The sequence below is a fragment of the Ohtaekwangia koreensis genome (genome assembly GCF_900167975.1).
Classification (GTDB): domain Bacteria; phylum Bacteroidota; class Bacteroidia; order Cytophagales; family Cyclobacteriaceae; genus Ohtaekwangia; species Ohtaekwangia koreensis.
Window position 1 is genome coordinate 1,290,670 of the sequence record NZ_FUZU01000002.1, and the last position, 21,861, is coordinate 1,312,530.

26 protein-coding genes are annotated in these 21,861 nt (G+C 41.3%); 14 read left to right on the top strand and 12 right to left on the bottom strand.

Annotated features, from left to right (window positions below; genetic code table 11):
* Nucleotides 1-76 precede the first annotated feature (76 nt).
* Nucleotides 77-502, top strand: coding sequence for a DUF2141 domain-containing protein (locus B5Y40_RS18630; RefSeq protein ID WP_079688294.1), 426 nt, complete (start codon nt 77-79; stop codon nt 500-502).
* A gap of 52 nt (nt 503-554) precedes the next feature.
* Here the strand turns inward: B5Y40_RS18630 and B5Y40_RS18635 are convergent, their stop codons facing one another.
* Genes B5Y40_RS18635 through B5Y40_RS18655 form a run of 5 tightly spaced genes read right to left on the bottom strand, consistent with a single transcriptional unit; the run spans nt 555 to nt 3,862 of the window.
* Nucleotides 555-1,328 (bottom strand): hypothetical protein, encoded by a 774-nt coding sequence (locus B5Y40_RS18635; RefSeq protein ID WP_079688295.1) that lies wholly within the window; start codon nt 1,326-1,328, stop codon nt 555-557.
* A complete protein-coding gene (locus tag B5Y40_RS18640; RefSeq protein WP_079688296.1) occupies nt 1,325-1,846 on the bottom strand; it encodes a c-type cytochrome in 522 nt (173 codons plus the stop codon). Before B5Y40_RS18640 ends, B5Y40_RS18635 begins: the two co-directional genes overlap by 4 nt.
* Nucleotides 1,846-2,505: an SCO family protein gene (locus B5Y40_RS18645; protein ID WP_079688297.1), complete on the bottom strand. Its 660-nt coding sequence runs from the start codon at nt 2,503-2,505 to the stop codon at nt 1,846-1,848. Before B5Y40_RS18645 ends, B5Y40_RS18640 begins: the two co-directional genes overlap by 1 nt.
* A complete protein-coding gene (locus B5Y40_RS18650; protein WP_079688298.1) occupies nt 2,498-3,034 on the bottom strand; it encodes a CopD family protein in 537 nt (178 codons plus the stop codon). The genes B5Y40_RS18645 and B5Y40_RS18650 overlap by 8 nt, the downstream gene beginning before the upstream one ends.
* A 30-nt stretch (nt 3,035-3,064) precedes the next feature.
* Nucleotides 3,065-3,862 (bottom strand): MOSC domain-containing protein, encoded by a 798-nt coding sequence (locus tag B5Y40_RS18655; RefSeq protein ID WP_079688299.1) that lies wholly within the window; start codon nt 3,860-3,862, stop codon nt 3,065-3,067.
* 33 nt (nt 3,863-3,895) lie between these two features.
* Here B5Y40_RS18655 and B5Y40_RS18660 point away from each other — a divergent pair, with 33 nt between their 5' ends.
* The 9 genes from B5Y40_RS18660 to B5Y40_RS18700 all read left to right on the top strand — a co-directional run bounded on the left by B5Y40_RS18660 (nt 3,896) and on the right by B5Y40_RS18700 (nt 9,647).
* Nucleotides 3,896-4,576, top strand: a complete 681-nt coding sequence (locus tag B5Y40_RS18660; RefSeq protein WP_079688300.1) for a Crp/Fnr family transcriptional regulator — start codon at nt 3,896-3,898, stop codon at nt 4,574-4,576.
* 101 nt (nt 4,577-4,677) lie between these two features.
* Nucleotides 4,678-5,190, top strand: coding sequence for an RNA polymerase sigma factor (locus tag B5Y40_RS18665; protein ID WP_079688301.1), 513 nt, complete (start codon nt 4,678-4,680; stop codon nt 5,188-5,190).
* Nucleotides 5,180-5,692, top strand: coding sequence for a hypothetical protein (locus B5Y40_RS18670; RefSeq protein ID WP_079688302.1), 513 nt, complete (start codon nt 5,180-5,182; stop codon nt 5,690-5,692). Before B5Y40_RS18665 ends, B5Y40_RS18670 begins: the two co-directional genes overlap by 11 nt.
* Nucleotides 5,693-5,754: 62 nt before the next feature.
* Nucleotides 5,755-6,279, top strand: coding sequence for a DUF4252 domain-containing protein (locus B5Y40_RS18675; protein ID WP_079688303.1), 525 nt, complete (start codon nt 5,755-5,757; stop codon nt 6,277-6,279).
* 115 nt (nt 6,280-6,394) lie between these two features.
* A complete protein-coding gene (locus B5Y40_RS18680; RefSeq protein ID WP_079688304.1) occupies nt 6,395-6,877 on the top strand; it encodes a DUF4252 domain-containing protein in 483 nt (160 codons plus the stop codon).
* 10 nt (nt 6,878-6,887) lie between these two features.
* The gene (locus B5Y40_RS18685; protein WP_079688305.1) at nt 6,888-7,397 is read left to right on the top strand and encodes a DUF4252 domain-containing protein; all 510 of its coding nucleotides are present in this window, start codon (nt 6,888-6,890) and stop codon (nt 7,395-7,397) included.
* 49 nt (nt 7,398-7,446) lie between these two features.
* Nucleotides 7,447-8,337 carry an ABC transporter ATP-binding protein gene (locus tag B5Y40_RS18690; protein WP_079688306.1) on the top strand — a complete coding sequence of 297 codons (891 nt, stop codon included), beginning with the start codon at nt 7,447-7,449 and terminating at the stop codon, nt 8,335-8,337.
* Between the two features lie 61 nt (nt 8,338-8,398).
* Nucleotides 8,399-9,202, top strand: coding sequence for an ABC transporter permease subunit (locus tag B5Y40_RS18695; RefSeq protein ID WP_079688307.1), 804 nt, complete (start codon nt 8,399-8,401; stop codon nt 9,200-9,202).
* Between the two features lie 193 nt (nt 9,203-9,395).
* Entirely contained in the window at nt 9,396-9,647 is a 252-nt protein-coding gene (locus tag B5Y40_RS18700) for a SemiSWEET transporter (RefSeq protein WP_245840631.1), read from the top strand.
* Here the strand turns inward: B5Y40_RS18700 and B5Y40_RS18705 are convergent.
* The 3 genes from B5Y40_RS18705 to B5Y40_RS18715 form a co-directional block, all read right to left on the bottom strand.
* Nucleotides 9,637-11,295, bottom strand: coding sequence for a hypothetical protein (locus tag B5Y40_RS18705; protein ID WP_143785814.1), 1,659 nt, complete (start codon nt 11,293-11,295; stop codon nt 9,637-9,639). The genes B5Y40_RS18700 and B5Y40_RS18705 overlap by 11 nt on opposite strands.
* A 34-nt stretch (nt 11,296-11,329) precedes the next feature.
* Nucleotides 11,330-12,106 (bottom strand): ABC transporter ATP-binding protein, encoded by a 777-nt coding sequence (locus B5Y40_RS18710; RefSeq protein WP_079688310.1) that lies wholly within the window; start codon nt 12,104-12,106, stop codon nt 11,330-11,332.
* Between the two features lie 107 nt (nt 12,107-12,213).
* Nucleotides 12,214-12,759: a DUF4269 domain-containing protein gene (locus B5Y40_RS18715; RefSeq protein WP_079688311.1), complete on the bottom strand. Its 546-nt coding sequence runs from the start codon at nt 12,757-12,759 to the stop codon at nt 12,214-12,216.
* A gap of 109 nt (nt 12,760-12,868) precedes the next feature.
* On the opposite strand from B5Y40_RS18715, the gene B5Y40_RS18720 reads away from it, so the two are divergent.
* Nucleotides 12,869-13,249 carry an Hsp20/alpha crystallin family protein gene (locus tag B5Y40_RS18720; protein ID WP_079688312.1) on the top strand — a complete coding sequence of 127 codons (381 nt, stop codon included), beginning with the start codon at nt 12,869-12,871 and terminating at the stop codon, nt 13,247-13,249.
* A 77-nt stretch (nt 13,250-13,326) separates the two neighbouring features.
* On the opposite strand, the gene B5Y40_RS18725 is transcribed toward B5Y40_RS18720, so the two are convergent.
* The 4 genes from B5Y40_RS18725 to B5Y40_RS18740 form a co-directional block, all read right to left on the bottom strand.
* Nucleotides 13,327-13,914: a DUF1990 family protein gene (locus B5Y40_RS18725; protein WP_143785815.1), complete on the bottom strand. Its 588-nt coding sequence runs from the start codon at nt 13,912-13,914 to the stop codon at nt 13,327-13,329.
* Nucleotides 13,915-13,945: 31 nt separating this feature from the next.
* A complete protein-coding gene (locus B5Y40_RS18730; RefSeq protein WP_079688313.1) occupies nt 13,946-14,626 on the bottom strand; it encodes a DUF1361 domain-containing protein in 681 nt (226 codons plus the stop codon).
* 149 nt (nt 14,627-14,775) lie between these two features.
* Nucleotides 14,776-15,609 carry a hypothetical protein gene (locus tag B5Y40_RS18735; protein ID WP_079688314.1) on the bottom strand — a complete coding sequence of 278 codons (834 nt, stop codon included), beginning with the start codon at nt 15,607-15,609 and terminating at the stop codon, nt 14,776-14,778.
* 74 nt (nt 15,610-15,683) lie between these two features.
* The gene (locus tag B5Y40_RS18740; RefSeq protein WP_143785816.1) at nt 15,684-16,106 is read right to left on the bottom strand and encodes a DUF2147 domain-containing protein; all 423 of its coding nucleotides are present in this window, start codon (nt 16,104-16,106) and stop codon (nt 15,684-15,686) included.
* 139 nt (nt 16,107-16,245) lie between these two features.
* Between B5Y40_RS18740 and B5Y40_RS18745 the strand changes: the two genes are divergently transcribed.
* From B5Y40_RS18745 to trxA, 3 genes are all read left to right on the top strand, one after another.
* Complete coding sequence (locus B5Y40_RS18745) at nt 16,246-17,847, top strand: DUF4139 domain-containing protein (RefSeq protein ID WP_159453735.1); 1,602 nt, start codon at nt 16,246-16,248, stop codon at nt 17,845-17,847.
* A 364-nt stretch (nt 17,848-18,211) separates the two neighbouring features.
* Nucleotides 18,212-20,842: a galactose-binding domain-containing protein gene (locus B5Y40_RS18750; RefSeq protein ID WP_143785817.1), complete on the top strand. Its 2,631-nt coding sequence runs from the start codon at nt 18,212-18,214 to the stop codon at nt 20,840-20,842.
* Nucleotides 20,843-21,091: 249 nt separating this feature from the next.
* Nucleotides 21,092-21,817 (top strand): thioredoxin, encoded by a 726-nt coding sequence (gene trxA, locus B5Y40_RS18755; RefSeq protein WP_079688318.1) that lies wholly within the window; start codon nt 21,092-21,094, stop codon nt 21,815-21,817.
* The last annotated feature ends 44 nt before the right edge of the window (nt 21,818-21,861 follow it).

Below are 21,861 nucleotides of genomic sequence, written 5' to 3' on the forward strand. Positions count from 1 at the left end.
CTGGCATAATTTTTTGACTACAGAAATAAACAGGGAAACTGAAAGTGTTATATATTGAAAACTTAATCGGAGAGATATGAAAAAGCTTATGATGTTGTGTTTGATAGCAGGGTTAGCAGTAAATGTTATGGCACAAACAAAGTTGCAGGTGACGGTAAAGAATATAAAAGGACATAAAGGTGATATTCTCGTAGGTCTGTTTGATAACGATAAGGACTTTCCAAGAAATGCTATGGATGGAAAAGTTACGAAGGCATCCGGCAATGAGGTAACGGTTGTGTTTGAAAATGTAAAGCCCGGAAAATATGCTGTAAGCGTTTTACATGATGCTAACCGAAATAAAGATCTGGATAAAAATAAACTCGGAATTCCGAAAGAAGGCTTTGGCTTTTCCAACAATGCGATGGGAGCTATAGGACCACCATCTTTCGAAAAAGCACAGATCGATCTGCAGCCAGATCAAAAAGATTTGGATATCAGCATCGATATGAAGTATATGTGAGGCATCATCAATACTTCATAAGTTTTTTAAATGAAGTATATAGATCGCAAGATCAGCCTCCTTTAATTTCCTTTAGCAACGCGGTGCACCGCTCTTTACGTGGAATATCATCCGGTTCTTTTAGCGGTAAAGCCAGTGCTTGCTGAAGAAGCTTAACAGCTTTGTCATCCTCGTCCTGGTAATGATAGGCAGAGGCTTCACCAAACAGAAAAAGTATAGTGTTAGGTTGAAGCTCGCTAGCTTTCTTTAGATTTTTAATAGCGGCATCCATCGATATATTTTCAGGAAGTCCTCCGAAAAAGAACTTGCATGCCATCTGTTCGATCCAGCTTAGTCGCGCAAGCTCAAAATGCCATTTGCCTAAAATGAAATACGCAGGAGCAAAGGTCGAATCCATTTTAATCATTGCATCAGCCTCTTGCCGGATGAGCTTGGCATCCTGAATTTTTTCGCGCGGTGAGCCAGCAACTTCAGTCATCAATCCCATCGAAATTATATAGGCAAGTCTGGCTTCAATATCCTGATTGTTGATAGCTACAGAACGGATTGCATATGCCTTGGCCTTGCTATAGTATTTTTTCTTTTCCTCTTTTTTGTCGACTGGTAAACGTCCTCCTATATTCGAGAGCATCCGGCTTGCATGTGTTAACGCTTGCGCGTGATGCGGATTTGATTTTAAGCACAACTCATACTTCTCAAGGGCCGCCTCGACTTTAAATTCTTTTTCAAGGTGCATACCTTCCGAGAATCGATCGGGTGTTTGTGCCCAGACAGAGGAAACGATAAAACAAAGACTTAGAACAACGGAGCCTGATAATATTTTCATTTTGCAGTGGAACTACGATTAGAATTTGATTCATCGACACACCGGTTCAGTATCTTCGTAATTTCCTGCAATTCTATACTATCGCGTTTATGATCCCAGGTGTTATATAGATAGGTTGTTATCTCTGCAATTTCAAGGTCTGTAAGCGAAGGTATACCCGGCATACTTTTGTTAAAGCTTTTTCCATTTACGATCAGTTCACCATCTATACCATGTCGCATCAGACAGACAACGGTTTCAAAATTCTGATCTACAAAATCAGATTTTGCAAGAGGTGGATATAGCAGCCCCAGGCCTGTGCCATTTTTCTGGTGGCAATTACTGCAATGCTTTATATAGAGCTGCTCGCCCTGAACATAATATTGTTGCTGCTTAATAGACGATGATGAAGATATATTGGAGTCCGTTTTCTTTTCACGACAACTCTGTAAACTCAAAGCAAAAAGCAGAAAGCCTAAAGTGAAAAGCTTTGCGACTAAGGTTACGCGATATATAGCTTTTGGCTTAACGTTCTTCATTAGTTCTCTTTCGCATATTCTTTCTTGAGACGCTGTATATCTGCGAGTAAACGATTAACATCCTCTTCTTTTGTGCCATCGTACTTACCACGGATTCTACGGTCTTTATCAATTAGCAAGAAAGCTCCACTGTGTATAAAACCATCCGGCTCCGATTTATCTTCCATAGCGGTGGCGAAGTAACTGGTTTGTGCAATCTTATAAATATCTTCTTTCGGCCCGGTAACAAAATGCCACTTGTCACTTTTTACCCCCAGGCGTTCCGCATAGTCATGTAGCAACCCTACGGTATCATATTCCGGATCTATACTATGCGAGAGTAACAATACATCCGGTTCATTTTGAATCGAATCATATACCCGGAGCATTTGTGTTTTCATAATTGGACAAATCGTGCGGCATGATGTGAAGAAAAAATCAGCCACATAAATTTTGTCCTTGAAAGTATCATTTGTTACAGCGGCACTGTCCTGGTCTACAAATTTGAATTCACCGATGGTGTGATATACTGTATCTGTTCCTTCTACCTCACGTTCACCAAAAATAGGAAGCGGGTTTTCCTTCTTTGTACATGCAGAAATTAATATACTAAATACGATAAGTAAAGAAGCCGCTCCTCTCACTATTGACTGTTGACCATTGATCAATGACTTATTCATCTTTCCTTGTTTTTTTATAGACTTTGATTCCTACCATAATCAGGATTGTTACCGCCAGTAATCCTGCAATGCCCCATAGCATACTGAGTGCATCCTTGAGCACAATTAAAAATACAATACTGATCAGAAATAAAGTAGACACTTCATTCCATACTCGCATTTGCTGAGAAGTATACTTTACAATTCCCTTCGTTAACTGGTTTAATAGTATCTGCAATGAAACGTGGTATATGTATAGAAAAAAAACCAGAGTAAGCTTGATGTGCATGAATCCCATCGTTAGCCACTGCGGCTGATCGATCAGAAGAGATGTGCCCATGCCTGCAGTAATAATTGCCGATGGCCAGGTAATGCCATACCAGAGGCGACTCGCCATCATATTTAATTGCCTTACAAGGATTGATTTCTCCGGCTCATCTTTACCATTTGCTTCAATGATATAAACAAAAAGCCTCGGCATATAAAATAGTCCGGCAAACCAGGTAACAATAAATATAATGTGGACTGCTTTTAGATATAGGGAAGTCATGCGTGATGGATCATTCGTGATACATGTCAGTTATAGAACGGATATTTTATCACCAACTTGTATTTGCAGATGATGGGTTGCAATCAGATTTTGTCCGAAGTATACTTTGTTATTCTTGGTACGATACGATGCTAATGTCTTGAGAGGCTCTGCACCTCTTACGGCAGTATCCTGATTCACGGTGGTAAGTACACATCTGGCACAGGGCTTCACGGCTGTAAAACCATTTGAGCCTATTATAAAGTTTCGCCAATCATCCTCCTCAAATGGATCTCCCCCAGTGAAAACAAAATTAGGACGGAACCGATTCATAGGGACAGGTTCTTTTAGCCTTGTGTTAAGATCGTTCAATGATGTCTGCCCGATAATCAGGAAGGGATATGCATCTGCCAGACTAACATGTTCATCGTTTACTTTATAGGTAGGGTCAACAGGTCGTTCGTTTTCTTCCGGAAAAAATACAAGCCTGCATTTCATCCCGAGCAGATCAGAGAACCATTGACTATAGATCGGATTTACTTCATTTGCTTGCACACGGTCATCCCAGATCTGAACCGATTGTGCCGGTTCGCTTATAGGAGGCACTATTGGCAGAGCGATACTTTCTTGCTGATGCCGGATGGTTAATTGCGTATCCTCGATTGATAATTTGAACAACGCCATCTTTGGGTATACCCGTTGCGTCATGAATTTACCTTCTTCATCGATCAGCATAAACCGCCTGTCATATAGAAGACCTTTTTCCATAACTTTACAGGATGATAACCGTATTCCTCCCAATGACTTCACAGGGTAAATCCAGATTTCACTGAGTCGTAGATCCTTCATGCAGGTACAATCAATTTTAGAAACTTAATGTAAATGGCAACTTCAGCAGCAGCCCTTTGGTACTTCGAAAGTGTTAATCTCTACCACATCCTTTGCCCGCACAAAGTAAAGAAGATGGGCGATAAGCACGAGTTTATCCGCTATAAAAAAGATCAGTTTATTTATGTTCCGGAGGATGCCGCGTCTACTATTTATCTGATCGTTGACGGAAGAATTAAGATCGGGCATTACCTGGAAGATGGAAAGGAAGTTGTTTCGTCTATTCTTACCACCGGTGAAATTTTTGGAGAGCTTGCGTTGGCAGGGGAGAACACGCGAAAAGATTACGCCCAAGCAATGTGTGAGGCTGTGATCTGCCCACTGACTATTGAAGAGCTTCGGGAACTCATGTTTGAAAATAAAGAACTCAGTTTTAAGATCTTGAAACTGATAGGCCTGCGGTTGATGAAGCTCGAGCGAAAGCTTGAACTCCTTGTATTTAAAGATGCGCGCACGCGTATCATAGAATTCCTGAAAGATACAGCAGCCTGGAAAGGAAAGAAGGTTGGCTTTGAAACGATGATCCCTACAAAACTTACACACAAGGATATAGCTTCACTTACGGGTACATCGCGCCAGACGGTAACAACTATTTTAAATGAATTAAAGGAGCAGAACCTGATCAACTTTGATCGGAAGAAAATCCTCATCCGCGATATTGATAAGTTGCAATAACAAAAGGTGCATTTCGATCCCTTTTGGCTATTTCTAAAATATTTTATTTTTCTTCTGTAACAACCACTACCCCTCAGCGTCTTGTATTTGAATTTCAACGGATGAACCTCGAATCTTTTCAAACCCAGGTATTGCCAGTCAAAAACAAGCTTTTTCGCTTTGCCCTGAAATTTGTAGGCAGTGAAGAAGAAGCGAAAGACGTTGTGCAGGAAGTATTTATCAGGGTATGGAATGGACGTGAGCAAATGAATGAGGTACAAAACTGGGAGGCTTGGTGTATGCGCATCACCAGAAATCTTTCACTCGACCGCATTCGCTCGATGAACCGGAAACAGACTCATCCGATTGAAGAAAGTTTTAATGTTCAACACGAAGCGTTAACGCCGCATGAATCAACCGAAATACATGAGAGTATGCAGCGAATCAATCAATTGATAGCAGCGTTGCCCGAGAAGCAACGCCAGGTAATACACCTTCGGGATGTGGAAGGGTATAGTTACAACGAGATTTGTGATATTCTCGAACTGGATATGAACCAGGTAAAGGTGAACCTGTTCAGAGCCAGAAATGCAGTGCGCGAAAAACTGACGAAGATTAATGCTTATGGACTCTAACCGGATTGAAGAATTACTAAACAAGTACTGGAACTGCGAGACTTCTCTCGAAGAAGAGCAGCAGCTGCGCGAATACTTTAAAGGTGGAGGTATACCCGAGCAATGGAAAGAGACCGCTGCTTTGTTCCGCTACTTTGAAGAAAATAAAAAAAAGGCGTTAAGCGATCTTGCTTTTGATGCTGAGGTTTTAAAAAATGTGAACCCGCCCAAGCAAGGTAAACTTGTAAAACTCTTTTATAACTCGATGCGCATTGCTGCCGGAGTAGCTGTGGTAATGATGGCTGTATGGTTTGTACGCAAAGAGGTTCGGCAAACAACGCCACAACAGGTTGTTGATACATATGATGATCCGCAGCTGGCCTTTGAAGAAACTAAAAAAGCATTGCTGATGATCTCAAAGAGTTTCGGTAAAGCAGAAAACCAGGCAAAAAAAATAAACATGTTTAACGAGGCGCAGGAAGAAATTCAAAAGAAAGAAAAGGAAAAGAATAAAAACCTTTAAAGGTATATATACCATACACACACCGCCACACCGTAAAAATCAAACATGAAAAACATATAATTATGAAAAAGATATTTGTGATCGCATTGATGATGGTAATCGTGAACGGAGTATTTGCGCAGGATGCTATCTCTAAATTTTTTACAAAGTACCAGACTGATGAATCTTTCTCTCAGGTAACGGTGAGCAGCAAAATGTTTAACCTGTTTACAAACATGGAAGTGGAAAGTAAGGAAGACCAGGAAGTATTGAACGCCATCAGCAAGTTGAAAGGCTTACGTATACTGGCCAAAGAAAATACATCGGATGCCCGCGCACTTTATAAAGAAGCCTTTTCGCTCATCCCTACAAAAGAGTTTGAAGAATTAATGTCTGTTCGTGACAAAGACAAAGACATGAAGTTCTATATCAAAGAAAGCGGTGGCAAAATCTCTGAACTGGTAATGATTATGGGAGGCACAGACGACTTCATGGTGATGAGCCTCTTCGGTGAAATCGACTTGAAGCAAGTGTCCAAAATAGGTAAGAAGATGAACGTTGAAGGCTTGCAAAAGCTTGAGAAAATGGATGACGGCAAAAAACATTAAATATTTAATAATGGAATCAGGTGGTATAGCTATAAATATCACCTGATTTTTTTCCCCCGATGCAACCTCTGGTATAGACGCTGCATCTTCTGAGCAAAGTCAAACCCCCACGATTATGAAAAATATCCTTGCTCTCGTACTCATCACAGCTTCCCTCTCTACATTCGCGCAAAGCGAAAGCTTCCTTACCCTTAAAGAAAAATTTGGTGATTCCAGAAATGTAACGTCTATCAGCGTAGGTGGATTTATACTCCGCACCGCCTTGTTGATTTCAGGTGAGGACCATTACAGAGACGAATTTGGTGATGTATCCAATGTACGCCTGATCAATATACCTATAGAGGAACTTGATAAGCGTAACCTGAAGATCAGTGGCTTCAAAAAAGTACTGCGGAATGATAACTTTGAAGAAGTGGTTTCTGCTTCGGAAGATGGTGAGCACGTTACCATATACATGCAGGAACGCAAAAGAAATAAAAATCTATACTTTCTGTTGATTGAAGGTGAAGACCAGATTCTGGCTATCGAAATAAAGGGCTATCTTGACCCTAAGAAATTACTGGAAACAAACTCCAAAGATCGATTAACAAGTTTATAAACCCTACTCTATGCGATATATACTTATACTCCTAATGGCCGCAACCCTGCAGTCGGCATACGCACAAAGTGCTACAACAGAAGCCTTGCAGAAGAAATATAGCGACTCGCGTGCTTTTTACTTTTACAACAATACACTGCGCATGCTCAACCAGACGGAGGATAAAGATTTTGATGCGCTGATCAAGGACATCGAAAAGATGAAATTTCTGATGATCGATAAACGCAAGGATTTTGCTGCTACGGATTATAAAAAAATCATTACAAACTATAAATCGGAATCATTCGAAGAGATGATGAGCAGCCGTCACCAGGGAAAAAATTTCGATATTTTTGTAAAAGAAAAGGATGGAGATACAAAAGGAATGTTGGTTCTTATAAATGATTCTACAAGTCTTTTTGTACTGGATATAGTAGGCAAGATTGCAATGGATAAAGTGACCAAGCTTTACTCTACAATCGGCGAAAGCTCAGAGTTTGGAAAAAGAATACAGGATTTTACAAGGAAGTCTGAAAAATAGTGTAATTCTTTTCTGATCTCAACTACTTATTCATAAACTATATATTCCCTTGGAAGCAGTCCTCTCAATAAAAAATCTCACAAAGAATTTCGGCAGAATAAAAGCTGTGAACAACCTGTCATTGGAAGTAAAACCCGGACAGGTTTTTGGCATGCTCGGCCCGAACGGAAGTGGTAAGACTACAACACTCGGAATGCTGATGGGCGTTGTAAATCCGACAGGAGGAGAATTCACCTGGTTTGGTGAGGAACCTACGCATCACGTCAGAAAAAAAATAGGAGCCGTGCTTGAGCATCCTATATTCTATCCATACCTCAGTGGGCAGAAAAACCTGGAGCTAAATGCAATGATCAAGCAATGTCCTGAAGCAAATATTCCAAAAGTGTTGGAACTCGTAGAGCTGCTCGATCGTAAAGACGATAAGTATAAAACATATTCATTGGGTATGAAACAGCGCCTGGCAATAGCCTCTGCGTTGTTAAACGATCCAACCGTGCTCATTCTGGATGAACCAACAAACGGTCTCGATCCAATGGGAATCGCAGAGATCCGTGAGCTCATTAAGAAGATTGCCGCTAACGGCAAGACTATAATTTTAGCAAGTCACTTGCTCGATGAAGTTCAGAAGGTGTGTACACACTTTGCTGTCTTGAAAAAAGGCAACCTGGTACACTATGGCCCGGTAGATGAAGTTGGTAAAGGTGAAGAGACTGTAGAGGTATTAGCAGAAGTTGAAAACCTCAACGAATTGTTGCTGTCCTTTGCCGGTACATCTTCTATTAATCGTGAAAACGGCAGCTACCAGGTAGCCATGCGCGATGGCTTTCATAGCAAAGACCTGAATAAGTTTTTGTTCGAGAAAGGTGTTGTGGCGTCACACCTGATCACCCGGAAGAAAACACTCGAGAAACAATTTATCGAGATCCTGGCTAGTTCCTGATAACATCAGGTCGCGCGTTACTCATTCTTAATTCCTATATATACTCCTGGTAACTATAAATATGTTGCACCTTCTCAAAATCGATCTAAAGAAAATGACGAGCTACCGTACCTTCTGGGTAATTGGTGGTTTATACTTTTTAACGCTTGGGCTAGGGGCCGCTAGCGGAATGGAGTTTTTGAAATGGCTCGCAAGGACGTTCGAAGATTTTGGACAGAAGCTTAACATCAACAGAATTCCGTTATATCATTTCCCGGATGTATGGCTTAACCTCATCTGGAGTGCAGGACTTTTGAAAATAGTGCTTGGCGTTTTGATTGTTATCTCGGTAACGAATGAATATACCTATCGTACGCTACGGCAAAATGTTATCGATGGATTAAGCCGCGCTGAATTCCTGACCTCGAAAATCCTAACGAATCTGTTGCTGAGTCTCATCAGTGTTGCCATGATTTTTGTGATCGGTCTTATCACCGGCATGATTTATAGTCCTTCGCTGGAGATTGACCAAATGATTACCGACTTGGAGTTTTTTCCCGCGTACTTCCTTGAGTTATTCTTCTTCCTGTCGTTTGCACTGATGTTGGGTATATTGATTCAACGTGCTGGCCTTACCATCATTGTTCTTTTACTTTTCCCTGCCATCGAAGGAATCATCGCTGCCAAAGTAGATAACTATGCTCCATGGTTAATACCATATTTTCCAATGCGTTCGATTTGGTATTTGATTGAGTGGCCGTTTCCCCGCTATGCATTTCAGGAGATTCAGGATTACGTAAAGCTGAGTTCTGCTGTCATTGTAATTGTGTGGACAGCATTATTTAATTACTTCAGCTACCTCAAATTAAAACGCGCAGACATCTGAGTGGAAGTTCACGCGCTTACTTATATTCCTCATACATTCAGAAATCAATGCAATCGCTTTTGAAAGCAAATTTCCTGCAATCGTTTTAAATAGAAAGTAGAGTAATAAAATTACATGGATGGTCAACCTCCGCAACGTTTGATTAATTTTGCCGTGTATTAGATTGAATAAGACCTCTACGACAACTATGAATATGATTCAGCTTTTAGGATTACTGGCCGGTGGTTGCACTACCATCGCTTTTTTGCCACAGGTTATTAAGACCTGGAAATCCCGCTCTGCAAAAGATCTTTCACTCAGCATGTTTTCCATCTTTTGTATAGGCGTTATGTTATGGCTCATCTACGGCATTATAGTGCAGGATATACCGGTTATTGCTGCCAATATGCTTACGCTGATGCTTGCTTCCACACTGCTATACTTTAAGCTCCGCTTTAAAGAGTAAGCTGCCCCCAGCGCGTGCGTTTATACGAACGCAGTAAAAGGAATATCAAACCTATCTGTACAGGCATTACTGCCCATTGGATCATCGGCTGTTTGGATAACAGATAATGTGCGAAGCCGAGTAGACCAATTAGGAAGAACGTAATGAAGGCGCGCGCTATATTACCCGACTGGCTGCGTACGTTTGGTGCCATTGAAAATGGCAGATGACGTTTGTTGATCAGGGATAGCGTTAGCAGCATCAGGAAGTTGTTAAAAATTCCGAAGACTATATCTTCTGCTGCGCGGATTCCCCAGATAGCAAGTATAATGATACTGATGCCTACGTAAGCCGGTATAAATAATCTTACGAAGATAGCCTTCAAAGTTCCGGAAAGAATCTCGCCAGGTTTATCAAGAGGCGTTGAGAAGTATACCCAGCTCGCTTTAAAGTCATCGGAATATGGAATTTCATGCAAAGCCACTTGCAATACCATAAACGTCAGATAGATCAACACGATATGATATTCTGTATTGGGAAGATTATGCCAGGTGTCAGCAAAATCTTTTTTGCCCTGCATCATAAAGATCAATCCGAAAACTAATATATACCCGAAGGCAGGGTAAATTTTCAGCTTGAGTTTTCGGTCGCGTCCCAGAATTTTATAGATCACGTCAAAAGCGCCTTGCTCGAATGGATTGCTTGTAATCCAGGTTGATATCTTATCAACTAAACTTTCCTTTTCTGTTTTTACTTTTTGTACCTGCTCAGTGCTGGCACCCATCGACCCCAGCTTTTTACTGAATACAGGTGAGAGATATTTATTTACCAGGTATGCGCCTGTTACCGGCAGAACAAGTGCGCAGACGGCAAGCCCTATATGTGCGACATCAAACAAATGAAAATGAATGGATTCCATTGCTCCTGCCATCCACACCGGTGGAAGTAAAAAATGCCACCACTGGACTTCGAATATATACTGCTCTATATCCATACGTTCCATAACGCGAGGTAAGATCTGATAGCCACCCATAATAGATATAGCCATGATGATCTGGAAATAATTGATGATGTTTTTGAGCTTCTCTTCACTGGCAAACTGCATTACTAGCAAATAGAAAGCGTTCGTAAGAAATACAGCGGTTAAAACAGACAACACTATGGCCAGTAAAAAGAAGATAAAGAGCACTATACCGTATTTTATAATCACAACAAGGGCAGGTAAAAGTGATAGACCTATAGCAAGCTGCCCGAGATATAGCAGGATGTGAGTAAGGCGAGCAGCAAACAATGTCTGGCCATTGACAGGACGTGGCAAAATTATTGTGTTATCGCTGGTGTCCAGAAGTATGGATGAAAAATCAGTGATCAAAGTCATGGAGATCATAACAATGATGTAGCTGAAAAATACAATCATGGAAAGTATAAAGGAGGGAATCATGTATAGCGCCAGCGCTACAAATATTCCAAATATACTATAGACCACCAGTGTCATAATGAAAGCATTGCCGGGTTCCTTATCGGTTTTGCGCCTGTAAGAAACACCCTGCCTTCGATTGTCCATCATCAGTTTTATATCGACTATCGCGCGGAGTTGTTCATAGTCTGCACCAAGCCTGGTATAAATCCCACGAAACAAATCCAGAAATTTTAAGAGAGTAGTATTCATACTGCTGCTATTGGTAGGTTGAAACGTACGCTCATTAATTTTCAAGTATATTAATGAACTGCCCCGCAGCCGTACTATGCTCTTTGTTTCCGGTTAGTTCGGTGAAAATATTTTCAAGTGAGCCTCTGGCCTGTGTATTCAACTCTTCAAACGTGCCGTTGGCAATCATCTCCCCTTTATTGATGATCATAATGCGATCGGATATTTTTTCAACCACGTCCATTAAATGCGAGCTGTAAAATATAGTCTTCCCCCCGCGCTTTAGTTGTGTTAAAATTTCTTTCACCAGGATCACAGCATTTGCATCCAATCCCGAAAGCGGTTCATCTAGAAATAAAATGGATGGATTATGGATCATGCCTGCGATGAGCAATACTTTTTGTCGCATACCTTTTGAAAAGGTAGTCATGCGGGCGTCCGTATAGTTGCCCAACTCAAATACATTTAAAAGTTCCTTCGCTTTTTTATCAACAGCTGTGCGCTCCATTTTATATAGCTGTCCAATGAAGTGAAGATACTCAACTGGTGTGAGTGTATCATATAGTGCAGCATTCTCAGGAATATAGCCGATCTTCCGTTTTACTTCCAGCGCTTTTTTACGGATATCAAGTCCCAACACCGAAGCCTCTCCGTCATAGTCTGGAATGATACCCGTCAAGATCTTGATCGTAGTACTTTTACCTGCCCCGTTGGGTCCGATATAGCCGATAATTTCACCAGCATTCACCGTCAGGTTAATGTTTTTGAGAACCGGGACTTCATATGTTTTAGAAAGATTTGATGTCGTAATTACAGGCGATAAGCTTTCCATAAATTTTGCAGAGATGATCTGTGTCAGGTTGATTACAAGATAGAAAATAAATTAAAAAGATTAACCTATATATGTGAAGTGGTGAAGCATCTCCTCTATATACATCTTTAGTCTGGTGCGATGAGCTTCTCAAATTCAAGTAAGGCTTCATATGGATCTCCCACCAGTTGTAATGCTACTGCAAATGCAGGCTCCGTTTTTAATCCTGATTGTTTGAAGTGAAGAACCCGCTCTTTCAGTTCGGTTCCATAGCGTTGAAGTAAATAATATTCTATGCGTAAGTGTCTATAGGCATATTGATTTTCTACTGGAGTTTGCTGCGCGAAGATTTCAAATAAAAAACGCTTCCAATGGAACCTTACAATAACAGATTGTGTTTGCTTAATGCTTTTCCTCTCCATTGTGAAATCATCATAAGTAGAGAATTCCTCAATTATGGCGTTTTGGAATAGTGTCAAATCTGCAGCAGTGCAAATTATGTCTAAATCGCTTTTCTCATCTATATAAAGATCGAGCGGTAACGTACCTGCCAACACGGCATTAAAATCTTTTAATTTCGATAGTATACCGATGTCTTTTAAAATTCTCCATCCCTGTTGCTGGATGTTTGAACCTTTCGATAAGTACTCTATGTTTTTAAAATCGGGTAGCATATATCTTTTTCAAGATAGCCAAATTGTCTAAATCAAATGTCGTTTTGGCTGAGATGTTAAGTTGGTATAGGTATTGAGTTACAAGGAAATCAAGAAGGAGAAAATAACAATGGACAATAAAAAATTTCAGGATTTATTAACCTCCGTGGATGTGTTGAATACGTTACATGGAGGAATCAGCGAACCGGTCTTATCGCTGCGTCAGCAGTCAAGCGGCCGTGAAGTACGCGTTCGGGTTCCCGGTATAGATAAAGAAACTTTGCAAGTTGAAGTTCATAACAACATGCTTTCGGTTTTTTATCTTATTCCTATCGATACTGCAGGAAAGGTTATAAACATGCCATTGGTAGTATATAACAAAGCTATACCTTATTTTATCGATATAAGTGCTATCAAAGCTGTGTTCGAGGCAGACGAACTGGTGGTACAATTACCATACAATAAGCTGTCGAGCGGATACAACAAGAAGATACAGATAGGTGAAGAGTAAATGGTTAACAGGTGAGTTAGTTTTTTGAGGTCAGTCGTCTGCAGAAATGCAGGCGACTGTTTTTTGTTATATATAGCTTAAGATTTCGGAACACGCAATTGTAAGTTGATCTGCCTCTTTACATTTTTCAGGGCTTGTTGTGTACAGAATGCCTGATACAGCAAAGTGAAAACTGCACCCGCTAATTTTGTTAACCAGCTTCCTGGTTCTGAAAATGTGTGGATGGCAAAGAACAATCCATCTTTGCGTTCCTCTAGTGTAAATGTAGATATACCCTTCTCTACATGTCCTTCAATAGTCTCATAGCTAAAACCTTGGCGTGTCGGTTCCCGAATGATTGAATTGATCCTGACACCAAAGACAACTTTTAGGGAAGGAAATTTTAACGGTGGCAAAAACGGTTGCTGCAGAATAGTATCGCCAACGGCTATAGTTCTGAGCTCCGTGTCCCATTGTGTTTTACTGGTGAGAATATTTTCGGGGAAGATTTTATACCCAAATAGAAAATCAAGGTTCACTTCATCCAGACTCCGTGCATCAGCAATGTGGATCTGCATAATCTTTTCAATAAGCTTTTCGCGATTATAAGCTATAACCGGTTTTGTCATCAATATTTTTAAATAACGATCAAAATTATTTTTCTGATCCGCTATATAGATCTGCATTCTGTTTTTTAATAATTGTAAAGTGAGGCAATTACCTTCGTGTATAAACCCTTGAGAATTGCAGCAATAGTATATATCCCAACAGAAGAAAGGTAGAAAACAGAATGGTTACACCGTATGTCTGCGGATGTTTGAAAGGATTTAAAAGATGCGTTGCTATATCATGCAACAAATGTGTAGGCGATGAAATAACATCCCAGCTATTCCAGCGGAGGTAACGACCCAGGTAAATTCCAAATCCAGCCAGAAGCAAACTGCCGATCGATATCAGCCAGCCTACAAAAGCATGAAAACGGGCAGTAAATACAGCCTGTATATCCATCATCGATGCAAAGCCAAGCATCAGTCCATTCCATGCGAAGAACAGAATAAGCGCGAGATCATACCAATACGGCACTCCGGCCCGGGGTTTCAGGTGAAAAAGATCGGTAAGAATATAGGGAGCATTCGGAAAGAAGCACAACCATGCCATGAACGGAATCCACAGCCATATACTTTGTTTGATTTTGTGATGATATAATACCAGAAGCGTACTGATCATATACGGTACAAGCGCCAGAAATATATTCCAAACCAGGAAAACGAATGTAACTTTATCTGTGTACTGAACCCGGAAGGCAACCAGTGTTACACAGAGTATAGTAGTAAGTGAAAAAACAAGCAGGATATAAAGTCTGTTCGTTTCTTTCAGACGATGGAAGATGGTAATCATAAGGGCGCGGGATTATATCACCTGTTCACGCAGAACTATGGCAGCGGGTTTTGCCGTTGGACGGTTAATTTATGCCGACTGGCTTTTTTCACCTTGTCGCAGCCATGCAAAACCCCTGCGTTATATAGTATAAGAAGTATAGCGCCGCCTTATAGGGCTGGCATTTTTTCTTTTATTCCTTCCAGCATTGTAACCAGACTTACAATCTGAGTGTTGGATGATTTCTTCAATTCATCCAGTACGAGCGCAGAAATTAACTTGGGCCAGAATAACGAAGAGTTTACATCACCGCCTTTTTCTTCGATCGCAGTTATGCGTTCAGCTAAAACTGTACGAAGTGATTCGGGAACAGCGGGGTCCTGTGAAAGCACTTTAAATTTTTGTAATCCCTGCTGCATCCGCTTCGCCTGGATGTCGGCTATAGCATCTGTTAATTGATAAGGCCAATGTATACCGGTCTCGTTGGCAAAACCTGCCCAATAGAATTTCGATTGATTAAAATCCTTTTCATAGACTTTAGCGAGTCCAAGCATCATATAAAATACCGTTGCTTCATACTGAATGCCAGAGTGAGGTTTCCGAAGCTGGCGTTTTGCAAGCAACGATTCTTCATGCGCCAATGTATCCCATCCTTGTTCATACATCGCGATGGAGCGAAGCGACTGTGCCAGATAGCGTACATCTTCATCTTTACTCTCTTGCGCCAGGTCAGCTTCAGCAAAAGCCATCGCAGGCTTTTTAGAGATAGTCCAAAGATACCCAAGAAGCAAATGCGCATACTCAGTTTTTATCGGAGCTACCGAGTCTGGTAATTCGTGATTATATAGCGTTACCGCAGGAGCCACGGTTGCAGAAGAGGTTGCTTTATACGTTTTATAAGTAAAGCTTGAAGTGGTTTCTTCGTATAGCTCGCGCTCAGTTTTATCGGCTGAACAGGAAAATAAGAATAACAATACAATTAACAGGAGTGCTTTGTTTTTCACAAGGTATAGATTAAGTATAAATGATGTCTGGCGATGTAATCGATCTATATATAGATGTAATAGGGATGGCTATATTACTGGATTCTTTTATAGACGATCTGCGATTTTAAAGGGTCAGCGCTTTCGGTAGCCAACCCGATGGTATTATCATCGATGAATTGAACTTTAAATTCCTGTGAGGTAGAGAGGCCATAGAGCGAAAATAAATCGCGCGCAATCTTCTTTTCGACAAGCCTGAACTGATAATTGGAAGAACGCCTGATTTCTGAAACCCACACATCGTTCGTGTCAGCAAACATCTTTATAAACTTGTTATCGTTCAATTTAAAAATTCTGCCACTTAATTTTTCGCCCTGCTTATCAATTCTTACTTGTATCCCTTCAAACATACTCCGCCCTTTCAATTCCCAAAGGCCTACGAATTTATCTTCAGATACGGTTGCTGTATCTGAACAGCTAAAGCAAATTAGTGTAAGCGCAAGGAGCAAATACTTCACGTTCATAGTTTCAAATGTGAATAATAAGATAAGCGTATAAAAGTAAATATATATAGCATACTACTACACTTTTTAAATAATTTCTTTATGAAATAAGTTTCCCGACCTTTACGTTACGTATGCTATAACCTCCATGTCTATGAAACCCTTTATCTTTCGTCTGGTTATACCAGCGGTACTGTTCATCCCTGTTAGCGTCCTGGCGCAATCACTAAATCAACAAGTTATTCCTGCTAAGATTCAGGAAGTGACTGTTTTTATAAACGGTGCTGAAATTACCGATAGCGAACGTGTGCCGGTAAAAAAGGGAAGAAGCACGCTGATCTTCGATGGTGTTTCACCATTCATAAATACAAAGAGTGTTCAGGTGTCTGCAGAAAATGTAGAGTTGTTATCCGTATCAACCGAAGATGCTATAGCGGCAACGGACGCAAGGATAAAAGTAATACAAGACTCTATTGATATTCTGACGGATAAAATCGAATTGATTCATAACGAAGTCGATGCTTTGCAATTTGAAAAAAAGATGCTGGCAGAGAATCAGCGTCTGGGTGGAAATCAGAATGGCGTAACGCTTGTTGAACTGAGCAAAGCTGCTGATTTTTTCCGCGAGCGGACCTTGAAGATAAACAATGCGTTGACAACGTTTAACAATAAGATTAAGACATTGGATCAGTCTCTGAAAGCACTGCATGCAAAGTATAAAACTATAAACGACAAAGTGAATACCGCGCGAAAGCAGATTATTGTCGTAGTGTCTTCGGATAAAGATTTAGCTGTAAATTTCAAAATACGATACCTCGTAAACGAGGCTGGCTGGATAGCTTCGTATGATCTGGTTGCCCCGGATATAAATAAGCCTGTAACGTTAAAGTATAAAGCGCAGGTATATAATAATACTGCCATTGACTGGACGGATGTAAAGCTAACGCTATCGACCAGCGATCCTTCACTGGCAGCTTCGCGTCCGTATTTAACAACGTGGACGTTGAACTATACCTCAATGGCCAATGAAGGCCTGTTGGAGAATAAGGCTTTGCAATATAACAATGACCTTTCGGATTCTGCTGTAGAATATGATGATATAGCGGTAGCTGAACTAAGTACATCTTTCGATATAGCACAACGTCACTCTGTTTTGGCGAATGGCGAATTTCATCGATTGGATTTAGTCAACGAGTCTCTGAATGCCACCTTCGAATATGTAGCGGTTCCGAAGGTTGATCTGAGTGCTTTCCTCATTGCCAAAGTCACTGGTTGGGAAAAGCTGAATTTAATCAGTGGTACAGCCAATGTATATTTCGGAAATACATATATAGGTGAATCGCGAATTGATACGCAGCTGATGAGCGATACCCTTGAGCTTTCGCTCGGCAGGGATAACCAGATCCTGGTAGGACGAGCCAAGCTGGAAGATAAAGCTTCCGCCAATTTTATAGGTGCTAAGCGCGAAGAGTCTTTTATCTATGAAATCCAGATTAAAAATAATCGGAAGACTCCCATTACAATTAAGATTCAGGATCAGATTCCGATATCACAGGAAAGTGATATTGTGGTTGAAACATCAAATCTTTCGGGTGCTAGTCTTGATAAACTATCCGGGAGATTACAGTGGTTCAAAACTATACCCGCTTCAGAGAATGTAAAATATACCGTGGCATTTTCAGTGAGACATCCCAAAAGCAAATATGTAAATATCCGCAAGCAGCGCGTGGTGAGATCTCCTCGATTCCATCATTAATAATTTAAGGGATTGATTTGAAGAGTATATACCTGTTGCACCACTTGGATTACGGGTATACCTTAATTCTTTAGCTATAAATTAGAAGAATACCTTCCTAATATTTTTCAAAGTGAATCTCATCAAAAGATTAAGGAAGACACTACGCACTCTTTTGATTGCTGTTGTAACATTGTAAGCCAACCGTGTATTCCATCGCTTTTCAAAGGATATAGTATAGCTGATGTAGAATTGATGTAGCCCCTTGCTGCTGTGTGAGACAGTTTTGATGTAGTCTTTTTGTTGACTTGCCAACTTCATTCATTCACTTTTGGTCAATTGCAAACGATTGTAATTGATGTTCAACCAGTAAACCCAAAAGCTTATGAAAAACTGTTACACACGAATGCTTCTGAAAAAGATGTGTTTGATCCTAATGCTCTGCTTCTCTGCAGTGCTGATAAATGCCCAGACTCTGGTATGGGAAGATAACTTTGATGGCCCTTCTATCGATGGTAATAAATGGACGTATGATTTTGGTGATGGCTGCGAGCGCGGACTCTGTGGTTGGGGCAATAGTGAGTTGCAATACTATACGAGTCGCACCGATAACGCACGCGTTGAAAATGGAAACCTCGTGATTGAAGCCAAACGCGAAACATTTCTCACCCGTGAGTTTACTTCCGCCCGCCTCAAAACTGAAGGGCGTATGCATTTCAAGTATGGTACATTGGAGGCCCGTATAAAAGTGCCCAGTCTTGCAAACGGATTGTGGCCTGCCTACTGGATGCTCGGCACTACAGGCAACTGGCCCGCGAATGGTGAAATTGATATGATGGAAATGGGATCTGCCGCGGCTATAGCAGCCGGTGTAGCCAACCGCAGAGCAGGAGCCGCGGTACATTGGGACTACCAGGGATCGCAAGCAGATTTTGGTGAAGACTATACCAGCCCTACGGATCTTACCAGTGGATATCATATATATAAGTTAACCTGGGACGCTCAATACATCCGGGTATATATCGACAATATCGAGTTCTTTGATTTTGCGATTTCAGATATAGCGGGTGGTTCATTGGATGAATTTCATATACCGCATTACCTTATCCTGAACCTAGCGGTAGGTGGTTCTTATACGGGCGTTATGTCGGCAGCGGGTATTACGGCACCATTGCCTGGTAAAATGGAGATCGACTATATAAAGTTATACCAGAACAGCGGCAGCTCGCTATATGTAGGAAGTGCCAATGCGCAGGCCGGTACGTTTGGTGTATATACTGAAACGACTCCGGTAAACAATGCATTAACGTATGGCGTAGATGCTAATTTATACTTGTGGAATAATCTCACACCAATAACAGCAACGCCCTATGAAGGCAGCCAGGTAATGGCGTATCGCGCAAATGCAGGTGCATGGTTTGGATTGGGTGTGGCCACTGACTATAAGAACATGAGCAGCTTCTCCGGTGGTAATTTGAAATTTCACATGAAGACATCTTCCACCGCTACATTTAAAGTCGGCATCAGCACGGCGTTTGGTGACAGCTGGATTAACTTTGTAAATGGTGGTCAACAATACGGATTGGTGCGCGATGGTAATTGGCACGAAGTAACGATCCCGTTTAGCGCGTTTTATAATCTGGATTTATACTCTGTCAAGCAGATGTTTATGGTGGTAGCTGATCCACCTGCAGCGAACGTTGACATCTTTATAGACAATATATACTATAGCGGTGGAGCAGTGGTAAATCAACCGCCCACTGTATCGATTACATCGCCTTCTGCAGGCGCAAGCTTTGCGCAGGGGCAAGCCATCACCATCAACGCTACTGCTGCAGATGCAAATGGCTCTGTAACGAAAGTAGAATTTCTGGCGGATGGTATAAAAATAGGAGAGGATACATCTTCACCCTATACATTCAGTTGGTCGGGTGCAGCGGCTGGCAACAGAATCCTTACCGCGCGTGCCATTGATAACGGAAACGCTTCCACAACTTCATCATCTGTTTCCATTACCGTGAATGTAGCAGCTACTAACCTAGCGTTGAATAAAGCAGTTACAGTTTCGTCATCCGAGAATACAACACTTTCAGGTGCAGCCGCAGTAGATGGCAATGCAAGTACACGGTGGTCGAGTGCCTTCAGCGATCCGCAGTGGCTATATGTTGATCTGGGCGCAAGCTATGCAGTCAATCGTGTTAAGATTACCTGGGAAGCTGCTTATGGAAAAGACTATCAGGTACAGGTGTCATCGAATGCTTCATCGTGGACAACCATTAAAACGATAACCAACAATACCACGCTCGTAAATGATCATAGCGGGTTGAGTGGAACAGGCCGGTATATTCGCATCTATGGCACCGCGCGTGGTACTGTGTATGGCTATTCAATTTTTGAACTGGAAATATATGGTACACCGGGAACAACAAGCACCGTATGTACTGGCACTGCCACGAATGGTGACTATAGTTATGAGGTGTCCACAACGGGTGGTACAGTGAACTGGAAATTTATACCACTGGCACCAATTCAGGGTAGTACACTTGCTATACTCTATGTGAAGATTGGTAATGGCGGATATGCCGGGTATCCGATGACGGCATCAGGAAGTAACTTTACATATTCCCAGGTACAGAGCAGTGGGAGTGCGCTCACATTTTACTATACATACCGCGTAGGCAATACAACGACAGAACGCAATTCGAGTGCAAATCCGCATACCTATACCGTTGGTACCACATGTTCTGCCGGTGCGAGAAATGCAGCGCAGGAAGAAACGCAGCAGCTGGCGTTGGAGTCGCCCGTTGAAATATATCCTAATCCTGTTGAACATGAGTTACGGGTAAAAGGTATACAGGAAGCACCTGTGCGAATTACCGATATGACCGGAAAAGAAATTATGCAGGGAAACCTGCGAGGTGGAGCTATGGAAATCTCACCGCTGCATGCAGGGGTATATATAGCCATCATCCAAAGTAAAAAGGGAATGGTGGTGAAAAGATTTATAAAACGCTGATGTGTTTATAGAGTAAGGAGGGGGTCTCTTCCTTACTCTTTTTTATTTTTTTATATCTTCTTAGTCCTCCCTTCTTAGTTCTCTCGCCCCTTCTTCATTTTACAGCTCTCGATTTTTTAAGCCCCTTCATTCTATTTAGCGGCTGCATACAAACAGCTTCTTCTACGAACCCTCGTAGAACTTTAACGGACATATATTTGTATTATTTGCAACGCCGATGTTCCTTGCATCTGAAAAAATACCAGCAAAATGCATACTGTAAAAAGATTTTTTTTATTCATAGTGTTGCTGCTTGCAACCTTAGTCGTTGAAGTACGCGGTCAGCAGGCATCAGCGAAAGAGCAACTTTCAGTTGATGAATTCCAAACGAAGCTTCAGCAAAGTCCGGATGGACAGCTTGTGGACGTACGCACTGCCGAAGAATACAAGAAGAATCATTTGAAGGGTGCGCTGAATCTTAATGTTAACAGTAAGGACTTCCAGAGACAGGTATCTTCCCTCGATAAATCAAAGCCTGTATTGGTATACTGCCTTTCCGGTGGAAGAAGTGCCAAGGCAGCAGCCTATATGCGCGAGCAGGGATTTAAAGAAGTATATGAAATGAGTGGAGGCATGATGCAATGGACTGCTCAGAATAAACCGTTTGAAGAAGGCCAGAAATCACTGCCCGGTATATCTGTCGAAGACTTCAATAAAAAAGTCAACACCGATAAAATTGTGCTTGTGGATTTTTATGCGAAGTGGTGTGCTCCCTGTAAAAAGATGGGACCCTGGCTCGAAGAACTCTCAACACAGTATGCGGATCAAGTAACGTTGTTAAAGATTAACGTGGACGAAAATGCAACGTTGATTGGTAATATGAAAGTAGATGTACTTCCTACCATTTTACTCTATAAAAATGGAAAGAAGGTATGGTCAAAGACAGGCCTTGCTGAAAAGGAAGAATTGGAAAAGTATATAAAAGCTAATCTATAGTGAAAAGTATATCTCCCGCAGGTTGTTCTTTGCGGGAGATATAT